Genomic DNA, 14,828 nt, shown 5'->3' on the forward strand with positions numbered 1-14,828 from the left:
TGCTGCATTCCTGCGCCGCACAATCGGATTCGCCGTCCGGCGCCGCCTCTCCCCGGGCCGAACCCGTGGGCAGTTTCTCCTGGGATCTGGACGAGCCCGGCTTTGGCGGTTTTTCAGGCATCGAACTCAACGCAGAGGGCAACCGCTTTACCGTCCTCTCGGATAGGTCCTCGCTGCTTTGGGGCCGGATCGAGCGGGATGGCGAGGGTCGGATCACCGCCCTTCTCCCCGAGGGTAAGTCCCGGATCAGGGACAGCAAGGGCAATCTGCTCACGCCCGGCCGGATCGGCGACAGCGAAGGTCTGGCCATTGCGGATGATGGAGCGATCTGGGTCAGCTTCGAGGGCCTGACCCGTGTCGCGCGATACGCAACTCCCGACAGCCAGGCCTCGGTCCTGCCCCGCACCGCGAATTTCCGCGCCCTGCAAAAGAACTCGTCGCTCGAGGCGCTGGCCATGCTGCCCGACGGCACATTGCTGACGCTTCCGGAACGGTCCGGCGCGCTCGACCGGCCTTTCCCGGTCTGGCGCTATCGAGACGGCGTCTGGGACGAGCCCTTTTCCATCCCGCGCCGGGGCGATTGGCTGGCGGTCGGGGCGGATATCGGTCCCGACGGACGGTTCTACCTGCTGGAGCGCGATTTCATGGGGCTCTTGGGCTTTCGCTCGCGCGTGCGCCGTTTCGACCTGTCCGAGAATGGAGTCACCAACGAGCAGGTCCTGCTGACCAGCTATCCGCTGCAATATGACAATCTCGAAGGCATCGCGGTCTGGAGTGACGCAGGCGGGATCAGGCTCACGATGATCTCGGACGATAATTTCAACAGCCTGCAGCGCAGTCAGATCGTGGAATACCGGATCATCGAGTGAGCGGCCGGGCCAAGACCATTGACAGCCGCCCGGCCTGCGGCGTATGCGGCGCTGCCCCGAAAGGCCGGGGCCGAGTCTCCGCTACCTTGTCAAAACGGATCTGACATGACCCGCATTCTTCCTGGCGTAATCGCCATGGCCATCATCGTGGTGGCCTCGAACATCCTTGTCCAGCATCTTCTGGGCGAGTGGCTGACCTGGGGCGCCCTGACCTATCCGGTGGCCTTCCTCGTGACCGATATCATGAACCGGGTCTATGGCCCCGCCGCCGCGCGCAAGGTTGTCTTTGCCGGTTTCGTGACCGGTATCCTGTGTTCGGTGGTCGCCGCCGGGATGGACAAGACGACGCTGCGCATCGCGATCGCCTCGGGCGCGGCCTTCCTCGCCGCGCAATTGATGGACATCTCGGTATTCAACCAGTTGCGGAAATACAACTGGTGGTTACCACCCCTTGTGGCGACGATCGTCGGCTCGATCCTCGACACCGCCATTTTTTTCACCATCGCCTTCTCGACCGCGCTGTCGGGATTGTTTCCTTTGGATGACGTTTCCTGGGCAAATGAACTGGTTCCGCTGCTTGGGCGGGGACCCGCGCAACCGTTGTGGGTTTCATTGGCAGTTGCCGACTGGATGGTCAAACTGGCGCAGGCAGTCTTCGCTTTGGTGCCCTTCCGGATCATCGTCGGAAATTTGATGCAGAAACGCGCCCAAATTCATTGACTGCTAACTGATCTGTGGCACGCTAAGATCATACGGCAACACATTGAAAGGAGGTGGTCCAGTGTCGAGAGTGATATTGGAGAGAGGTGTCGGGACAGTCAGGGGGGCCGTGGCCTGAGGGCAGCCCCTAGGGTCGTAAACCCTGACTGGGACGGTGGGCACCAACCCTAACCGGACCATCTCCGTGGATCTCGCGGGTCGTTTCCCCAGGAAGCGACCCGTTCCCATTTTGCTTCGGGGGGGGCGCGTCTGCGCCCCCTTTCGCGTCAGATCCGCTCGAACGCAAGGGCGATGCCCTGACCGCCGCCGATACACATGGTCACCAGCGCCTTGCGGCCTCCGCTGCGCTGCAATTCATGCATCGCCTTGACGGTCAGGATGGCCCCGGTCGCGCCGACCGGATGGCCCAGGGCGATCGCGCCGCCATTCGGGTTGACCCGCGACGGGTCCAGGCCCAGTTCCTTGTTCACGGCAAGCGCCTGTGCTGCGAAAGCTTCGTTGGATTCGATGACATCGAATTCGTCCAGCCCTGCCCCGATCCGCCCGAGCAGCGCCTTGACGGCGGGGATCGGCCCGATCCCCATGACTTCGGGGCGGACCCCCGAGACCGCATAGCCCATCAGGCGGAATTCCGGCACCGCACCGGCGGCTTTCGCCGCATCCGCCCGGGCCAGGACCAAGGCGGCCGCCCCGTCATTGATCCCCGACGCATTGCCCGCCGTGACGCTGCCGTCCTTTTTGAAGACAGGTTTCAGCCCCGCAAGTTTTTCGAGGCTGGTCTCCTTGGGATGCTCGTCGGTGTCGAATGCCACGACGCCCTTGCGGGTCTTGATCTCGACCGGGACGATCTGATCGCTGAAATGGCCTGCGGCAATCGCCGCGGCAGCACGGCGCTGGCTTTCCAGCGCGAACGCATCCTGGGCCTCGCGCAAGATTTCATGCTCGGCCGAGACATTCTCGGCGGTGACGCCCATATGGCCCGTCCCCATCGGGCAGGTCAGCGCGCCAAGCATCATGTCCATCATCTGAACATCGCCCATCTTGGCACCGAAACGCGCGGCGGGAACGGCATAGGGGGCGCGGCTCATCGATTCCGCGCCACCCGCCACCGCGAAATCCGCATCCCCCAGCATCAAGGCCTGCGCTGCCGACACGATGGCCTGTGCCCCCGAGCCGCAGAGCCGGTTCACGTTCATCGCGGTGGCCGTGTCGGGGATACCGGCCTGAAGTGCTGCGACACGGGACAGATACATATCGCGCGGCTCGGTATTCAGCACATGACCAAAGACGACAGTGCCGATCCGATCCGCCTCGATACGGGCGCGCTCCAGCGCCGCCGCGGTGACGATCCGCGCCAGTTCGATCGGCGGCACGCCCGCAAGACTGCCTCCGAAGCCGCCGATCGCGGTACGCGCGCCCGACAGGATGACGATTTCATTCTCTGGCATGGTGATCTCCTCCGACCCGATTTCGGCGAGAGGCTAGTGCGTCACGTCCGGCCTCGAAAGCCCCCTGAGCCGCTTGCCTACGCCACGTTACTTGCCAAGAATGCGGCATGGAAAACGATCCCCGTCTCAGCCTTCGCCTGCATTTCATCCAGGGCCTGACCTTTGGCCGCGGCAAGGCCGACCTGTTGCAGGCCATTTCCGAGACAGGCTCGATCTCGGCGGCAGGGCGGCGGCTGGAAATGAGCTATCGCCGGGCCTGGGCGCTGGTCGAAGAGATGAACGCGCATTTCCGGTCGCCATTGGTCGAAAGCAGTCGCGGCGGTGCCAAGGGAGGCGGTGCGGCGCTGACCGAACTGGGCGCGGCAGTGCTGGCGGATTATCGCAAGCTCGAGGACATGCTGCGGGCCGCGCCCGAACTGGACCGGCTGCGCAACGCGCTTACCGATATGTCCGAGCAGAAATAACGGTTGCGCTGGTTTCGTCCCGCTGGTTATGTCTGGGAAAACATATCGGAAGGATCGGATTCATGCGCCTGCCCCTTCTTGCCGCGGCTTTCCTCGCGGTTGCCCCCGCCGCTCATGCCGATGAAATCGTCGTCTTTGCCGCCGCCAGCCTCAAGACGGCGCTGGATGCGATCGCGTCGGACTGGCAGCAGAGCCAGGGCGATACCGTGCTGGTGTCCTATGCTGGCAGTTCGAAACTTGCCCAGCAGATCCAAGCCGGCGCGCCCGCCGATGTCTTTATCTCGGCCTCGACGGAATGGATGGACGAGGTGCAGAAATCCGGCGATATCGACGCCGCGACGCGGAGGGATCTCCTGGGAAATACGCTGGTGCTGGTTGCGCCGGGGCAACCCGACCCGGCCGAGATCACCGCACTGCCCGCCTTGCTGGGCGAGGGCAAGCTGGCCATGGCGATGGTCGATTCCGTCCCCGCCGGCCAATATGGCAAGCAGGCGCTGGAGAATCTTGGCCTATGGTCCGAGGTTCAGGCGCAGGTCGCCCAGACCGACAACGTGCGGGCCGCATTGAAGCTCGTCGCCTTGAAGGAGGCGCCCTATGGCATCGTCTATGCATCGGACGCCGTGGCCGAGCCGGGGGTTGGCGTCGTGGCGACCTTTCCCGAGGGCAGCCATGACAAGATCACATATCCCGGTGCGGTAACCAGTTTGGCCCAGACCCCGCAAGCCGCGGCATTCCTCGCGGCACTTGCCAAGGAACCCGCAAGATCGGTCTTCGAGCAGCAGGGATTCACCGTATTGCCATGAGTTTTGGCCTTGGCCCGCAGGAATGGCAGGCAGTGCAACTGTCACTGCTCGTGTCGCTGGTCGCGACTGCCGCCAGCCTGCCCCTGGCCACGGCGACGGCTTGGCTGCTGGCCCGACGGCGTTTTCCGGGGCACGGACTCCTGAGCGGCATCGTGCATCTGCCCCTGATCCTGCCCCCGGTCGTGACCGGCTATCTGCTGCTGATCGTCTTTGGCACGCAAGGCGCGGTCGGCGGTTTTCTCAAGGAACTGGGCATCATCCTCGCCTTTCGCTGGACGGGGGCGGCGCTGGCCGCGGCAGTCATGGCCTTTCCCCTGATGGTGCGGGCGATCCGGCTGGGATTCGAAGCCGTTGACCCCAAGCTGGAACAGGCGGCCGCGACCTTGGGCGCGCCACGAGGATGGATCTTCCTGTCCGTGACGCTGCCTTTGCTCATGCCTGCGATCCTTGCAGGGGCGACGCTGGGCTTTGCCAAGGCGATGGGCGAATTTGGCGCGACGATCACCTTCGTCTCGAATATTCCCGGTCAGACCCAGACCCTTCCCTCGGCGATCTATGCCTTTCTGGAAACGCCAGGGGGCGAGGGCCCGGCCATGCGGCTGGTGGTGATCTCGGTCATTGTGGCGATGGGGGCCGTGCTGCTGTCGGAATTTCTGGCGCGGCGTATGGTGCGCAATTGACGCTCTCGGTCGCCTTTCGCCATGGTTTTCCGGGGCTCGATCTGGACATCCGTTTTGACGCGCCCGAGGGCGTGACCGCCCTGTTCGGCCCGTCGGGCTGCGGGAAAAGCACCACGACCAATGTCATCGCGGGGCTGCTGCGACCGGATTCGGGCCGCATCGCGCTGCAGGACAGGGTGCTTTTCGACGGCCGGACCGATCTTGCGCCACAGGCCCGCCGGATCGGATATGTCTTTCAGGACCCGCGACTTTTCCCGCATATGACGGTCGAGCGAAACTTGCGCTACCCCTCGCGCTGGCACCGCGGCGCGGCGCGCGACTTCGACCGCGTGATCGAATTGCTGGCGCTCGGGCCTTTGCTGAGTCGATACCCGGCCACCCTTTCGGGCGGGGAAAAGCAGCGGACCGCCATTGGCCGTGCGCTGCTGTCGGACCCAGCCCTCTTGGTGATGGACGAACCGCTGGCCGCGCTGGACGAGAGTCGCAAGGCCGAGATCATGCCCTGGCTCGAAAGGCTGCGCGACGAAATTCGCCTGCCGATCCTCTATGTCAGCCATTCGGTCCCGGAGGTGCTGCGCCTCGCCACGACGCTGGTTCTGATGCATGCGGGCCGCGTCACCCATGCCGGTCCCCTGAGCGACGTGCTGGCCGATCCCCAACTTGCCCCGCAACTTGGCGCGCGCGAGGCTGGCGCGCTGATCATGGCGCGGGTCGAGGCGCGCGAGGCCGACGGCATGCTGCGGGTGGCGACCTCGGGCGGGCCGATGCTCCTGCCGGATCTCGATGCGCCGATCGGCCGGTTGCTGCGGCTGCGGATACTTGCCCATGAAGTCATTCTGTCGCGCGATGCGCCCCACGGCCTTTCGGCGCTGAACATCCTGCCGACGACGGTGTTGCAGCTCACCGGCGGGCTCGTGCAGCTTGGGCTTGGCCGCGAGCGGATGCTGGCGCAGGTGACGCCCCGCTCGGTCGCGGCCCTGGATCTGCGCCCGGGCACCGCCTGCTTTGCCATCGTGAAATCCGTCTCGGTCCTGCCCGCCTAGGCGAAATCGAGCCAATGTCATTTGCACGCAGGACGCGAATGCCGTTATGCTCGGTGTCAAAAAACTGGATGAGGGCAGTATGAACAGGTTTCTGAAGCTCGCGATCGTCGGGCTGGTTGCCTCTTGTGGCGGCGGAGGGAATTACAAGGCACCCCGAAATCTTGAGAATGCCTGTCTGCTGGCCGCCGAACGTCCGGCCTATTTCCGCGCCATGAAGAGCACCGAACGGCGCTGGGGCGTGCCGATCTGGGTGCAGATGGCGACCATCCATCAGGAATCCAAGTTCATCGGCAATGCCAAGACGCCGCATCGCTATGCGCTGGGAATCATCCCGATGGGCCGCCAAAGTTCGGCCTATGGCTATAGCCAGGCGCTGGACGGCACCTGGGAGGATTACCTGCGCAAAAGCGGCAACCGGGGCGCAAGGCGCGACGACATCCGCGATGCCACCGATTTCATGGGCTGGTACATGAACGATTCAACCCGGATCCTGGGCATTTCCAAGAATGACGCGGCCTCGCAATACCTTGCCTATCACGAAGGCCGCTCGGGCTATGCGAATGGCTCGCATCGCACAAAGCCCTGGCTGATGAATGTCGCGCATAAGGTCGGCGCCCGTGCCGAGCTTTACCGCTTTCAGCTTGCCTCCTGCCGGTGACGGCAGGCCAGCCTATCTGATCGCGAATTTCGAGGGCGGGATCGAGACGCCCGTCCTCATGTCGCCCAGGATCACGGTCGTGCGCTTGCCGGTATCGTCCTTGACCACCCATTGACGCAGCTGCGTCGGGTTCGCGGTAAAGACCATCTGGATATTGCCATATTCCGGATGCGCCGGATCCTGCGCGGTGACGATGGTGGTGTTCTTTTTCTCGGTATAGCCAGTGACCATCCGCGCCTGCCCCAGGTTGATATTCGGGGCAAGGATCAGGGACAGAGGCGTCTTGGACAGCGGATATTGCTGCGGGCCGCCTCGGGTCTTGCCGTCATAGACCGCAACCTGCCCGGCCGAGGCAAGGACCAGCGTCTTGCTGCCCTTGTATTCGAACCGCACCCGGTTGGGGCGATGGATAAAAACCGTCCCGGTCGAGATGCTGCCATCCGGATTGACCTGCGTAAAGGCCGCCTGGGCGGTCTTCAGGGCGTTGAGATAGCGCGAGATCTCGTTCAACGGGATCTTTTCGGCAAAGGCCGGAAAGGCCATGGCGAGGGCAAGGACGGGCGCGAGGGCGAGCGATCTGATGTTCATGTCGAGGATGCTACCGTATCCGAATTGCATTGCACATTCACGTTCGCTTGGACCGGGCGCGGCCGTCTGATCGCGCCCGCGTGAGCGATCTCATCAGGGCCGCTGCCCGGCAAGAAGCCGCGGCATCGGATCCAGCCGCAGCCCCGCCGCCTGACGCATGAAGCCGCGCCGCAAGGGCGGCAGCGCATCGACGAGGCCCATGCCGATCTCGCGCGCGGCGTTCAGGATCGGATTCGCGTTGGAAAAGAGCGCATTGACCCCGTCCATGCCAAGCGCCAGCGCCGTGGCGTCGGGGCGTCGCCATTCCTGATAGCGCGCCAGCACCGGCTCGGTCCCGATATCCTCGCCGCGCCGCCGGGCCTTGATCAGCACCTCGGCCAGAGCCGCGACATCGCGCAGGCCAAGGTTCAGTCCCTGCCCCGCGAGCGGATGGACCCCATGCGCCGCGTCTCCGATCAGCGCGATCCGGGGCGCGACATAGCGCTCGGCCAAGGTCAGGTTCAGCGGATATGAGAATCGCGGCCCGGCCAAAGCAATATCGCCCAGAAAATCGCCAAAGCGCGGGCGCAGAACATCAAGGAAGGCCGCATCGTCCAGACCGAGAATGGCACGCGCCTGATCCGCATCCTCGGACCAGACGATGGAACTGCGATTGCCCGGCAAGGGCAGGATCGCGAGCGGCCCGGAGGGCATGAAGAACTGATGCGCGGTGCCGTGATGGGGCAATTCGTGATCCACCGCCGCCACCAGCGCAATCTGGCCGTAATCATGGCCAAGACGGCGGATACCGGCGCGCTCGGCCACGCCGGAACGCCGTCCATCCGCCCCGATCAACAGGCTCGCGCTCAGGTCGCGCCCCTCGGAAAGCCGGACCGTGACCCCGGCCGCGCCCGCTTCCTGCCCGACCACCGAGGCCCCGGAAAGATGCGTGACCTTTCCCTGCATCGCGGCCAGCAGGGCGCGGTAGAGGAAACGGTCCTCGAGCATGTAGCCAAGCCGGCCCTCCTCGATCTCTGCGCCGTCGAAATGCAGCCCGAAATGCCCTGCGCCACCGCCCGCGACTCCTTGCGCGGCCTCGACCTTCAGGATGGGCTGGGACTTGTCGGCCAGACCGCCCCACAGACCAAGGACGCCCAGCAGCCTTTGCGAGGCCAGCGCCAAGGCATAGGCGCGGCCGTCAAAATCCTCGCCCGCGCGGGCATCGGCCGCGCGATTGTCCACGACGGCAACATTAAACCCGGCATCCGCCAGGGCCAAGGCCAGCACCGGGCCATTCAGCCCGCCGCCGGCGATCACGATGTCGAAATCCTTCTTCATGATCCTGCACTATGCCCTCGCAAGCGCCATTGTCCATGCGCCATGAGCAGGCAGCGCCATTGCAGCGCGCGGCGCGGGCCGCTAGCCTGTCGCCCTTGGAACAGGGCGGGTAAAAGGAAAGCACGAATGGACTGGCTCAAGGCATCGGCAGCGGAACAGGGCCGGGCGATTCTGGCCGGGCTGGTCAGCCCCGTCGAACAGACCGAGGCCTATCTGGATGCCGCGGCGCGCCATCCCTATGGCGGCAGCATCTATGCCCGCCTGACCCCCGACCGCGCCCGCGCCGAGGCGATCGCGGCCCATGACCGCGCCAAGGCGGGGCTGCGCCGCAGCCTTCTGGACGGTGTGGCCCTGAGTTGGAAAGACAATATCGACAGCGCCGGCATTCCGACCGAGGCGGGATCGCGGCTGCTGGCCGGCCGCACCCCCGCCCAGGATTCGGCGATCCTTGCCGCCGCCACGTTGCAGGGCATGGTCTGCCTGGGCAAGACCCATATGACCGAACTGGCCTTTTCCGGGCTGGGCCTGAACCCGATGACCCGGACGCCGCCAAACGCCTTTGACCCGGCGCTTGCGCCCGGCGGTTCTAGTTCGGGCGCGGCGGTCTCGGTCGCGCTGGGGCTGGCCGCTGCGGCCATCGGCTCGGATACCGGCGGCTCGATCCGCGTGCCGGCGGCCTGGAACGGGCTGACCGGCTTCAAGCCGACCCATGGCGCGGTGGATGGGCGCGGTGTCGTGCCCTTGTGCAACCGGTTCGACGTGGCGGGCCCCATCGCCCGCACGGTCGAGGATTGCGCCGAGATCTTCAGCGTCCTGTCGGGTCAGCCCGCCGCGGATCTGACCGATGCCGAGAATCGTCCACTGCGGCTGATGGTGCTGGATGGCGTGCCCTTTGACGCGGCCCGCGAAGGCCCGGTCGCGGCGTTCGAGGATGCCGTCAGCCGCCTTGCGAAAGCTGGCGCGCGGATCAGCCACGCGGCACCACCTTGCGTCGCCGAGGCCATGGCGCTGTCACCTTTGCTTTTCGCCCCCGAAGCCTATGGCATCTGGCGCGACCAGATCGAGGACGCGCCGGAACTGATGTATCCGCCGATCCTCGAGCGCTTCCGGGGCGGGCGCGACGCCAGCGCCGCCGATTACGTCGCTGGCTGGGAAAAGCTTGCCCGGCTGCGCGCGGATTGGGCGCGGCTGGTCGCGGGCTATGATGCGGTGATCCTGCCGACCGCGCCGATCTTGCCGCCGGATACGCAGCGGCTGCTCGACGAGGCAGATTATTTCGCGACCGAGAACCTGCTCACCCTGCGCAATACCCGCATCGGCAATCTCTTTGGCCTACCCGCGATCAGCCTGCCCACCGGCCACCCGGCCTGCGGCCTGATGATGCTGGGCCATGCGGGCAAGGATCTGGCGCTGCTGGTCGCTGCGGCGGCCGCCGAGGCCGCTCTGAACTAATCGTTGCAAGCTGCGGGAATGCCCCGCGAAACCCTGGGCGCTTGGCCCGAAACTCTGGACGCATGGGGGCTTTGCCGGTATCCTTTCACGGAAACGGGGCGGCACGACCCCGAATGAGAGGCAGTCATGGCACTACCCGAGCGGTTTTCGAACCTGCCGGAATACGCGTTCCCGCGCCTGCGGACGCTGCTCGCGGGCATTTCGCCCGCGGCCGATCCCGTCGTTATGACCATTGGTGAACCACGTCACGCCGTGCCCGAATTCACCGGCCGCATCATGGCGGAACATATCAATGAATTCGGCAAATACCCCTCGAACGAGGGGATACCGGACCTGCTTGCGGCGATTTCGGGCTGGATCCAGCGCCGCCACAACATCGAGGTCGAACCGGCCCGCATCACAGCCGTGAACGGCACCCGCGAGGGGCTCTTCAACGCGGCGCTCGCGCTCTGCCCGGAAACCAAGAACGGCGCGCGCCCCGCAATCCTGATCCCGAATCCCTTCTATCAGGTCTATGCCGTCGCCGCCGCCGCCGTCGGGGCAGAGCCGATCTTTGTCCCGGCCACCGCCGAGACCGGCTTTTTGCCGATGTTCGACAGGCTCGACCCCGAAGTGCTGGACCGCGTCGCGATCACCTATCTTTGTTCGCCCGCCAACCCGCAGGGTTCGGTCGCGAGCGAGGATTACCTCGAACGCCTGATCGCGCTGGCCGATCGCCATGATTTCCTGATCTTCTCGGATGAGTGCTATTCCGAGATCTGGCGCGACGTGCCTCCGCCCGGCGCGCTGGCCGTGGCGACGCGGATGGGTCTGGCGGATCGGGTGGTGATGTTCAACTCGCTCTCGAAACGCTCGAACCTGCCGGGGCTGCGCTCGGGCTTTGCGGCGGGCGGCAAGGCGCAGATCGCCGAATTGCGCCGGCTGCGCAGCTATTCCGGCGCGCCGCTCTCGCTGCCGGCGCAGCGCGTCAGCGCCGCCGCCTGGGCCGATGAGGCCCATGTCGATGAAAATCGCGCGCTCTATCACGCGAAATATGCCGTGGCCGACCGGGTGCTGGGCAATATGCCGGGCTATCAGTCGCCGCAGGGCGGCTTCTTCCTGTGGCTGCGCGTGCCCGAACATATCGGGACCGGCGAGGATGCCGCGAAGAAACTCTGGGCCGAGGCGGGCATCCAGGTCCTGCCCGGCGCATATCTCTCGCGCGACACGGGTCAGGGCAATCCGGGCCGGGACTATATCCGCGTCGCTCTGGTCGATCCGGCCGAACCGACCGAGGCGGCGCTGAACCGCCTGAAGAACTGCTTGTATAAAGGGGGCTAACCGAATGGCGAGCTGGCAGGCGAAACATCGCGATCCGCTCTTCGACCAATCCACCCAGGCGGCGCTGGAACGCCGGGGCAAAGAGCTTGTCGGCGCCGCGGTGGTGATCCTGGCCGCCGCGATTGCGATGATGCTGGTCAGCTATTCCCCGGACGATCCCAGCATGATGTCCGCGACCGATCAGGCGGCCGAGAATTATCTGGGCCGCCCCGGCGCCTATTTCGCCTCGGCGCTTTTCATGCTGGCGGGCTATGGCGCATGGGTTCTGGTCGTGACGCTTGTGGTCTGGGGGCTGCGCTTCCTGCTGCATCGGGGCGAAGAGCGCTATACCCGCGGCTTCTTCCTGCCGATCCCGCTGGTATTTGTCACCTTCTACGCCGCAACCCTGACGCCGCCGCCGGAATGGACGCAGGGCTCAGGCCTGGGCGGGCTTTTCGGCGATATGGGCATGGGGGCGGCGCTTTCGATCATGCCGCTGAAACCGGCGATCTCGATCAAGATCCTCGCCTTGCTCACGGCTGCGTGCTCGCTGGCCGGGCTGAGTTTTGTCCTTGGCTTCGACCGTCAGGAACTGACCGCGATCACGCGCTTTCTGAGCACGGGGCTGCGCACCGCAAAGTTCTTGCTGCTGCTTGTCGTCGACCGGGGCGCGCGGGCCTCCTCGGGGGCCGCCGGTCGGATCAGGACACAGGCGCAGGCGCGCCGCGAACGCAGCGCGCGGGCCTCGGCACCCGATCTGCCGCAGCCGCGCATCCACGCGCCGCGGGTGCGGATGCCGGCCCCGCCGCCCGAGGATGACCGTGACGACCTGCAATCCGAACTGGTCGAACACGAGACGCATTACGCGGATGACGACGAGCGCCCCTCGGACGCCCAGATCACCACGCGGATCACCGATGCGATCCGATCGCGGAACGAACAGCCCGTCGAGAAACCCTCGGTCCTGTCGCAGGTCGCCGCACGCCTCTCGGGGGGCAGCCGGATCGAGGCCGCGCCGCCCGGAAATGACGAGGATGAGGACGAGGACGAGGATGCCCTGCCCCCGCTTCCCCGCACCGCCCCCGCGCCGCGCCGCCCGACCCCGGCCCGCAATGCGCCCGCGACCCATTTCGAGGTGCCTCCGCTTTCTCTGCTGACCGCGCCCTCGACCGTCGAGCGCCACACGCTGCCGCCCGAGGCGCTGATGGAAAACGCCCGCATGCTGGAAGCGGTGCTCGATGATTATGGCGTCAAGGGCCAGATCACCGATGTCCGCCCCGGCCCCGTCGTCACGCTTTACGAATTGGAACCCGCACCGGGTCTGAAAGCCAGCCGGGTGATCGGGCTGGCCGACGACATCGCGCGTTCGATGTCGGCGCTTTCGGCGCGTGTTTCGACCGTGCCGGGCCGTTCGGTCATCGGCATCGAACTCCCCAATGCCCGACGCGAAAAGGTCGTGCTGCGCGAGATCCTCGCCGCGCCCGCCTATGCCGAAGGCAAGCAGCCATTGCCGCTGGCGCTTGGCAAGGATATCGGCGGCGGCCCGGTCGTCGCGAACCTCGCGAAGATGCCCCACTTGCTGATCGCCGGGACCACCGGCTCGGGCAAATCAGTGGCGATCAACACGATGATCCTAAGCCTGCTCTACAAGCTCACCCCCGAGGAGTGCCGCCTCATCATGATCGACCCCAAGATGCTGGAACTGTCGGTCTATGACGGCATCCCGCATCTGCTTTCCCCGGTCGTCACCGATCCCAAGAAGGCCGTCGTCGCGCTGAAATGGGTCGTCGGCGAGATGGAGGAGCGCTATCGCAAGATGTCCAAGATGGGCGTGCGCAACATCGAGGGCTATAACGGCCGCGTCCGCGAGGCGCTTTCCAAGGACGAGATGTTCAAGCGCACCGTCCAGACCGGCTTCGACGAGGATACCGGCGAGCCGATCTTCGAGACCGAGGAATTCCAGCCCGAGACCTTCCCCTATATCGTCGTCATCGTCGATGAGATGGCCGATCTGATGATGGTCGCGGGCAAGGAGATCGAGGCCTGCATCCAGCGTCTTGCCCAGATGGCGCGGGCGAGCGGAATCCATATCGTCATGGCCACGCAGCGCCCCTCGGTCGATGTCATCACCGGCACGATCAAGGCGAACTTCCCGACCCGGATTTCTTTCCAAGTGACGTCCAAGATCGACAGCCGCACCATCCTTGGCGAACAGGGGGCCGAGCAACTTCTGGGCATGGGCGACATGCTTTATATGGCGGGCGGCTCGAAAATCACCCGCGTCCACGGTCCCTTCGTCTCGGATGAAGAGGTCGAGGAGGTCGTGAACCATCTCAAATCCTTCGGCCCGCCCAGCTACATGTCGGGCGTCGTCGAAGGTCCGGACGAAGAGCGCGCCGACAGCATCGACCAGGTCTTGGGCCTGTCCTCGGGCGAAGGCGGGGATGCCGAGCTTTACGACATGGCCGTCGCGATCGTCGCCAAGGACCGCAAATGCTCGACCAGCTACATCCAGCGCAAGCTGGCGATCGGCTATAACAAGGCCGCCCGCCTCGTCGAGCAGATGGAGGAACAGGGCGTCGTCACCCCCGCGAACCATGTCGGCAAGCGCGAGGTCCTGATCCCCGAGGTCTGAGCGGCTCGGATCTTTTCAGAAGTCGGGGGGCGCTGCATCCGCAGCCGCCCCCTTTTCCATCCGCGCACCAGAGCCCGGATGGACAGCGGGTGTGGGGCATGCCTATTCTGGTCGCATCTCTGGTCAGTGTCCCGGCGGATTTGCACGCCGCCGGCAGGTCAGAGCCTCATGCGGAAACGGGTCGGTCCATGCAGGAAGTCGCCAGTTTCATCCGGGACGTGACGTGGATCCTGTGGCAGGTCGTGCTGCTGGTCTTTCTGTGGAAAATCTTTCCGACCATTCGCAAACTGATCGAATCCCGCGCCTTCACCCTGAAATTCGCGGGTCTCGAGATCTCCGCGCAAGAGGCCACCGATCAGATCGCCACGCAGATCCGCGACCTTCAAGACCAGATCATCGCGCTGCGCAAGCAGGTGCCGGATGCCGAGATATCGACAGCCCCTCCTGCGCCCGCGCCAAGCCGGGCCTTGCTTTGGGTCGATGACGACCCGACCGGAAACGCGCTGGAAATCGCGCAGCTCAAGGACAAGGGCTTTACGGTAGAGCTTGCAACATCGACAGCCGAGGCAATGACCTTCCTGAGCCGTCACGCCGTCGATGTCATCATTTCGGACATGGGCCGACGCGAGGGGCAGGGATATGTCCCAGATGCCGGCCTGCAATTGCTGCTGGCCGTGCGGGGCCGCGGTCTTGAACTGCCGTTCGTTGTCTATACGTCACGGCGCAATGCCGCGGAATATGACGCCAAGGTCCGAAATATCGGCGGGACGGGGGCCACCGCATCGCCGGTCGATCTGTTGGCGATGATTCAGAGCCGCCCGGAGCCACGCGATCCCGGCCGCGCGGTGTAAA

The 14,828-nt window shown here is 65.2% G+C and carries 14 protein-coding genes; 11 read left to right on the forward strand and 3 right to left on the reverse strand.

Annotated elements, in window-relative coordinates; all coding sequences use genetic code 11:
- Positions 1–65 precede the first annotated feature (65 nt).
- Both ESZ60_RS06490 and ESZ60_RS06495 read left to right on the forward strand, forming a co-directional pair.
- Entirely contained in the window at positions 66–869 is an 804-nt protein-coding gene (locus ESZ60_RS06490; RefSeq protein ID WP_245155599.1) for an esterase-like activity of phytase family protein, read from the forward strand.
- A gap of 105 nt (positions 870–974) precedes the next feature.
- Entirely contained in the window at positions 975–1,589 is a 615-nt protein-coding gene (locus ESZ60_RS06495; RefSeq protein ID WP_134679600.1) for a queuosine precursor transporter, read from the forward strand.
- A 266-nt stretch (positions 1,590–1,855) separates the two neighbouring features.
- Here ESZ60_RS06495 and ESZ60_RS06500 read toward each other — a convergent pair whose 3' ends face one another.
- On the reverse strand, positions 1,856–3,037 hold the full coding sequence (locus ESZ60_RS06500) for an acetyl-CoA C-acyltransferase family protein (RefSeq protein WP_134679601.1): 1,182 nt from the start codon (positions 3,035–3,037) through the stop codon (positions 1,856–1,858).
- Positions 3,038–3,144: 107 nt separating this feature from the next.
- Here ESZ60_RS06500 and ESZ60_RS06505 point away from each other — a divergent pair, with 107 nt between their 5' ends.
- From ESZ60_RS06505 to ESZ60_RS06525, 5 genes are all read left to right on the forward strand, one after another.
- Positions 3,145–3,501, forward strand: coding sequence for a winged helix-turn-helix domain-containing protein (locus tag ESZ60_RS06505; protein ID WP_134679602.1), 357 nt, complete (start codon positions 3,145–3,147; stop codon positions 3,499–3,501).
- 62 nt (positions 3,502–3,563) lie between these two features.
- Complete coding sequence (gene modA, locus ESZ60_RS06510) at positions 3,564–4,304, forward strand: molybdate ABC transporter substrate-binding protein (RefSeq protein WP_134679603.1); 741 nt, start codon at positions 3,564–3,566, stop codon at positions 4,302–4,304.
- Positions 4,301–4,984 carry a molybdate ABC transporter permease subunit gene (gene modB / locus ESZ60_RS06515; RefSeq protein WP_134679604.1) on the forward strand — a complete coding sequence of 228 codons (684 nt, stop codon included), beginning with the start codon at positions 4,301–4,303 and terminating at the stop codon, positions 4,982–4,984. Before modA ends, modB begins: the two co-directional genes overlap by 4 nt.
- On the forward strand, positions 4,981–6,027 hold the full coding sequence (modC, locus tag ESZ60_RS06520) for a molybdenum ABC transporter ATP-binding protein (RefSeq protein ID WP_134679605.1): 1,047 nt from the start codon (positions 4,981–4,983) through the stop codon (positions 6,025–6,027). Before modB ends, modC begins: the two co-directional genes overlap by 4 nt.
- 79 nt (positions 6,028–6,106) lie before the next feature.
- The gene (locus tag ESZ60_RS06525) at positions 6,107–6,685 is read left to right on the forward strand and encodes a transglycosylase SLT domain-containing protein (RefSeq protein ID WP_134679606.1); all 579 of its coding nucleotides are present in this window, start codon (positions 6,107–6,109) and stop codon (positions 6,683–6,685) included.
- 12 nt (positions 6,686–6,697) lie between these two features.
- Here the strand turns inward: ESZ60_RS06525 and ESZ60_RS06530 are convergent, their stop codons facing one another.
- Both ESZ60_RS06530 and ESZ60_RS06535 read right to left on the reverse strand, forming a co-directional pair.
- Positions 6,698–7,273 (reverse strand): LolA family protein, encoded by a 576-nt coding sequence (locus tag ESZ60_RS06530; protein ID WP_134679607.1) that lies wholly within the window; start codon positions 7,271–7,273, stop codon positions 6,698–6,700.
- 93 nt (positions 7,274–7,366) lie between these two features.
- Positions 7,367–8,590, reverse strand: coding sequence for a UbiH/UbiF/VisC/COQ6 family ubiquinone biosynthesis hydroxylase (locus ESZ60_RS06535; protein WP_134679608.1), 1,224 nt, complete (start codon positions 8,588–8,590; stop codon positions 7,367–7,369).
- 126 nt (positions 8,591–8,716) lie between these two features.
- On the opposite strand from ESZ60_RS06535, the gene ESZ60_RS06540 reads away from it, so the two are divergent.
- From ESZ60_RS06540 to ESZ60_RS06555, 4 genes are all read left to right on the forward strand, one after another.
- Positions 8,717–10,042 carry an amidase gene (locus ESZ60_RS06540; protein ID WP_134679609.1) on the forward strand — a complete coding sequence of 442 codons (1,326 nt, stop codon included), beginning with the start codon at positions 8,717–8,719 and terminating at the stop codon, positions 10,040–10,042.
- A gap of 126 nt (positions 10,043–10,168) precedes the next feature.
- Positions 10,169–11,362, forward strand: coding sequence for an aminotransferase class I/II-fold pyridoxal phosphate-dependent enzyme (locus ESZ60_RS06545; RefSeq protein WP_134679610.1), 1,194 nt, complete (start codon positions 10,169–10,171; stop codon positions 11,360–11,362).
- A gap of 4 nt (positions 11,363–11,366) precedes the next feature.
- Positions 11,367–13,976, forward strand: coding sequence for a DNA translocase FtsK (locus ESZ60_RS06550; protein ID WP_134679611.1), 2,610 nt, complete (start codon positions 11,367–11,369; stop codon positions 13,974–13,976).
- A gap of 188 nt (positions 13,977–14,164) precedes the next feature.
- On the forward strand, positions 14,165–14,827 hold the full coding sequence (locus ESZ60_RS06555) for a response regulator (protein WP_167620077.1): 663 nt from the start codon (positions 14,165–14,167) through the stop codon (positions 14,825–14,827).
- The last annotated feature ends 1 nt before the right edge of the window (position 14,828 follow it).

This window comes from Paracoccus ravus (assembly GCF_004522175.1).
Classification (GTDB): domain Bacteria; phylum Pseudomonadota; class Alphaproteobacteria; order Rhodobacterales; family Rhodobacteraceae; genus Paracoccus; species Paracoccus ravus.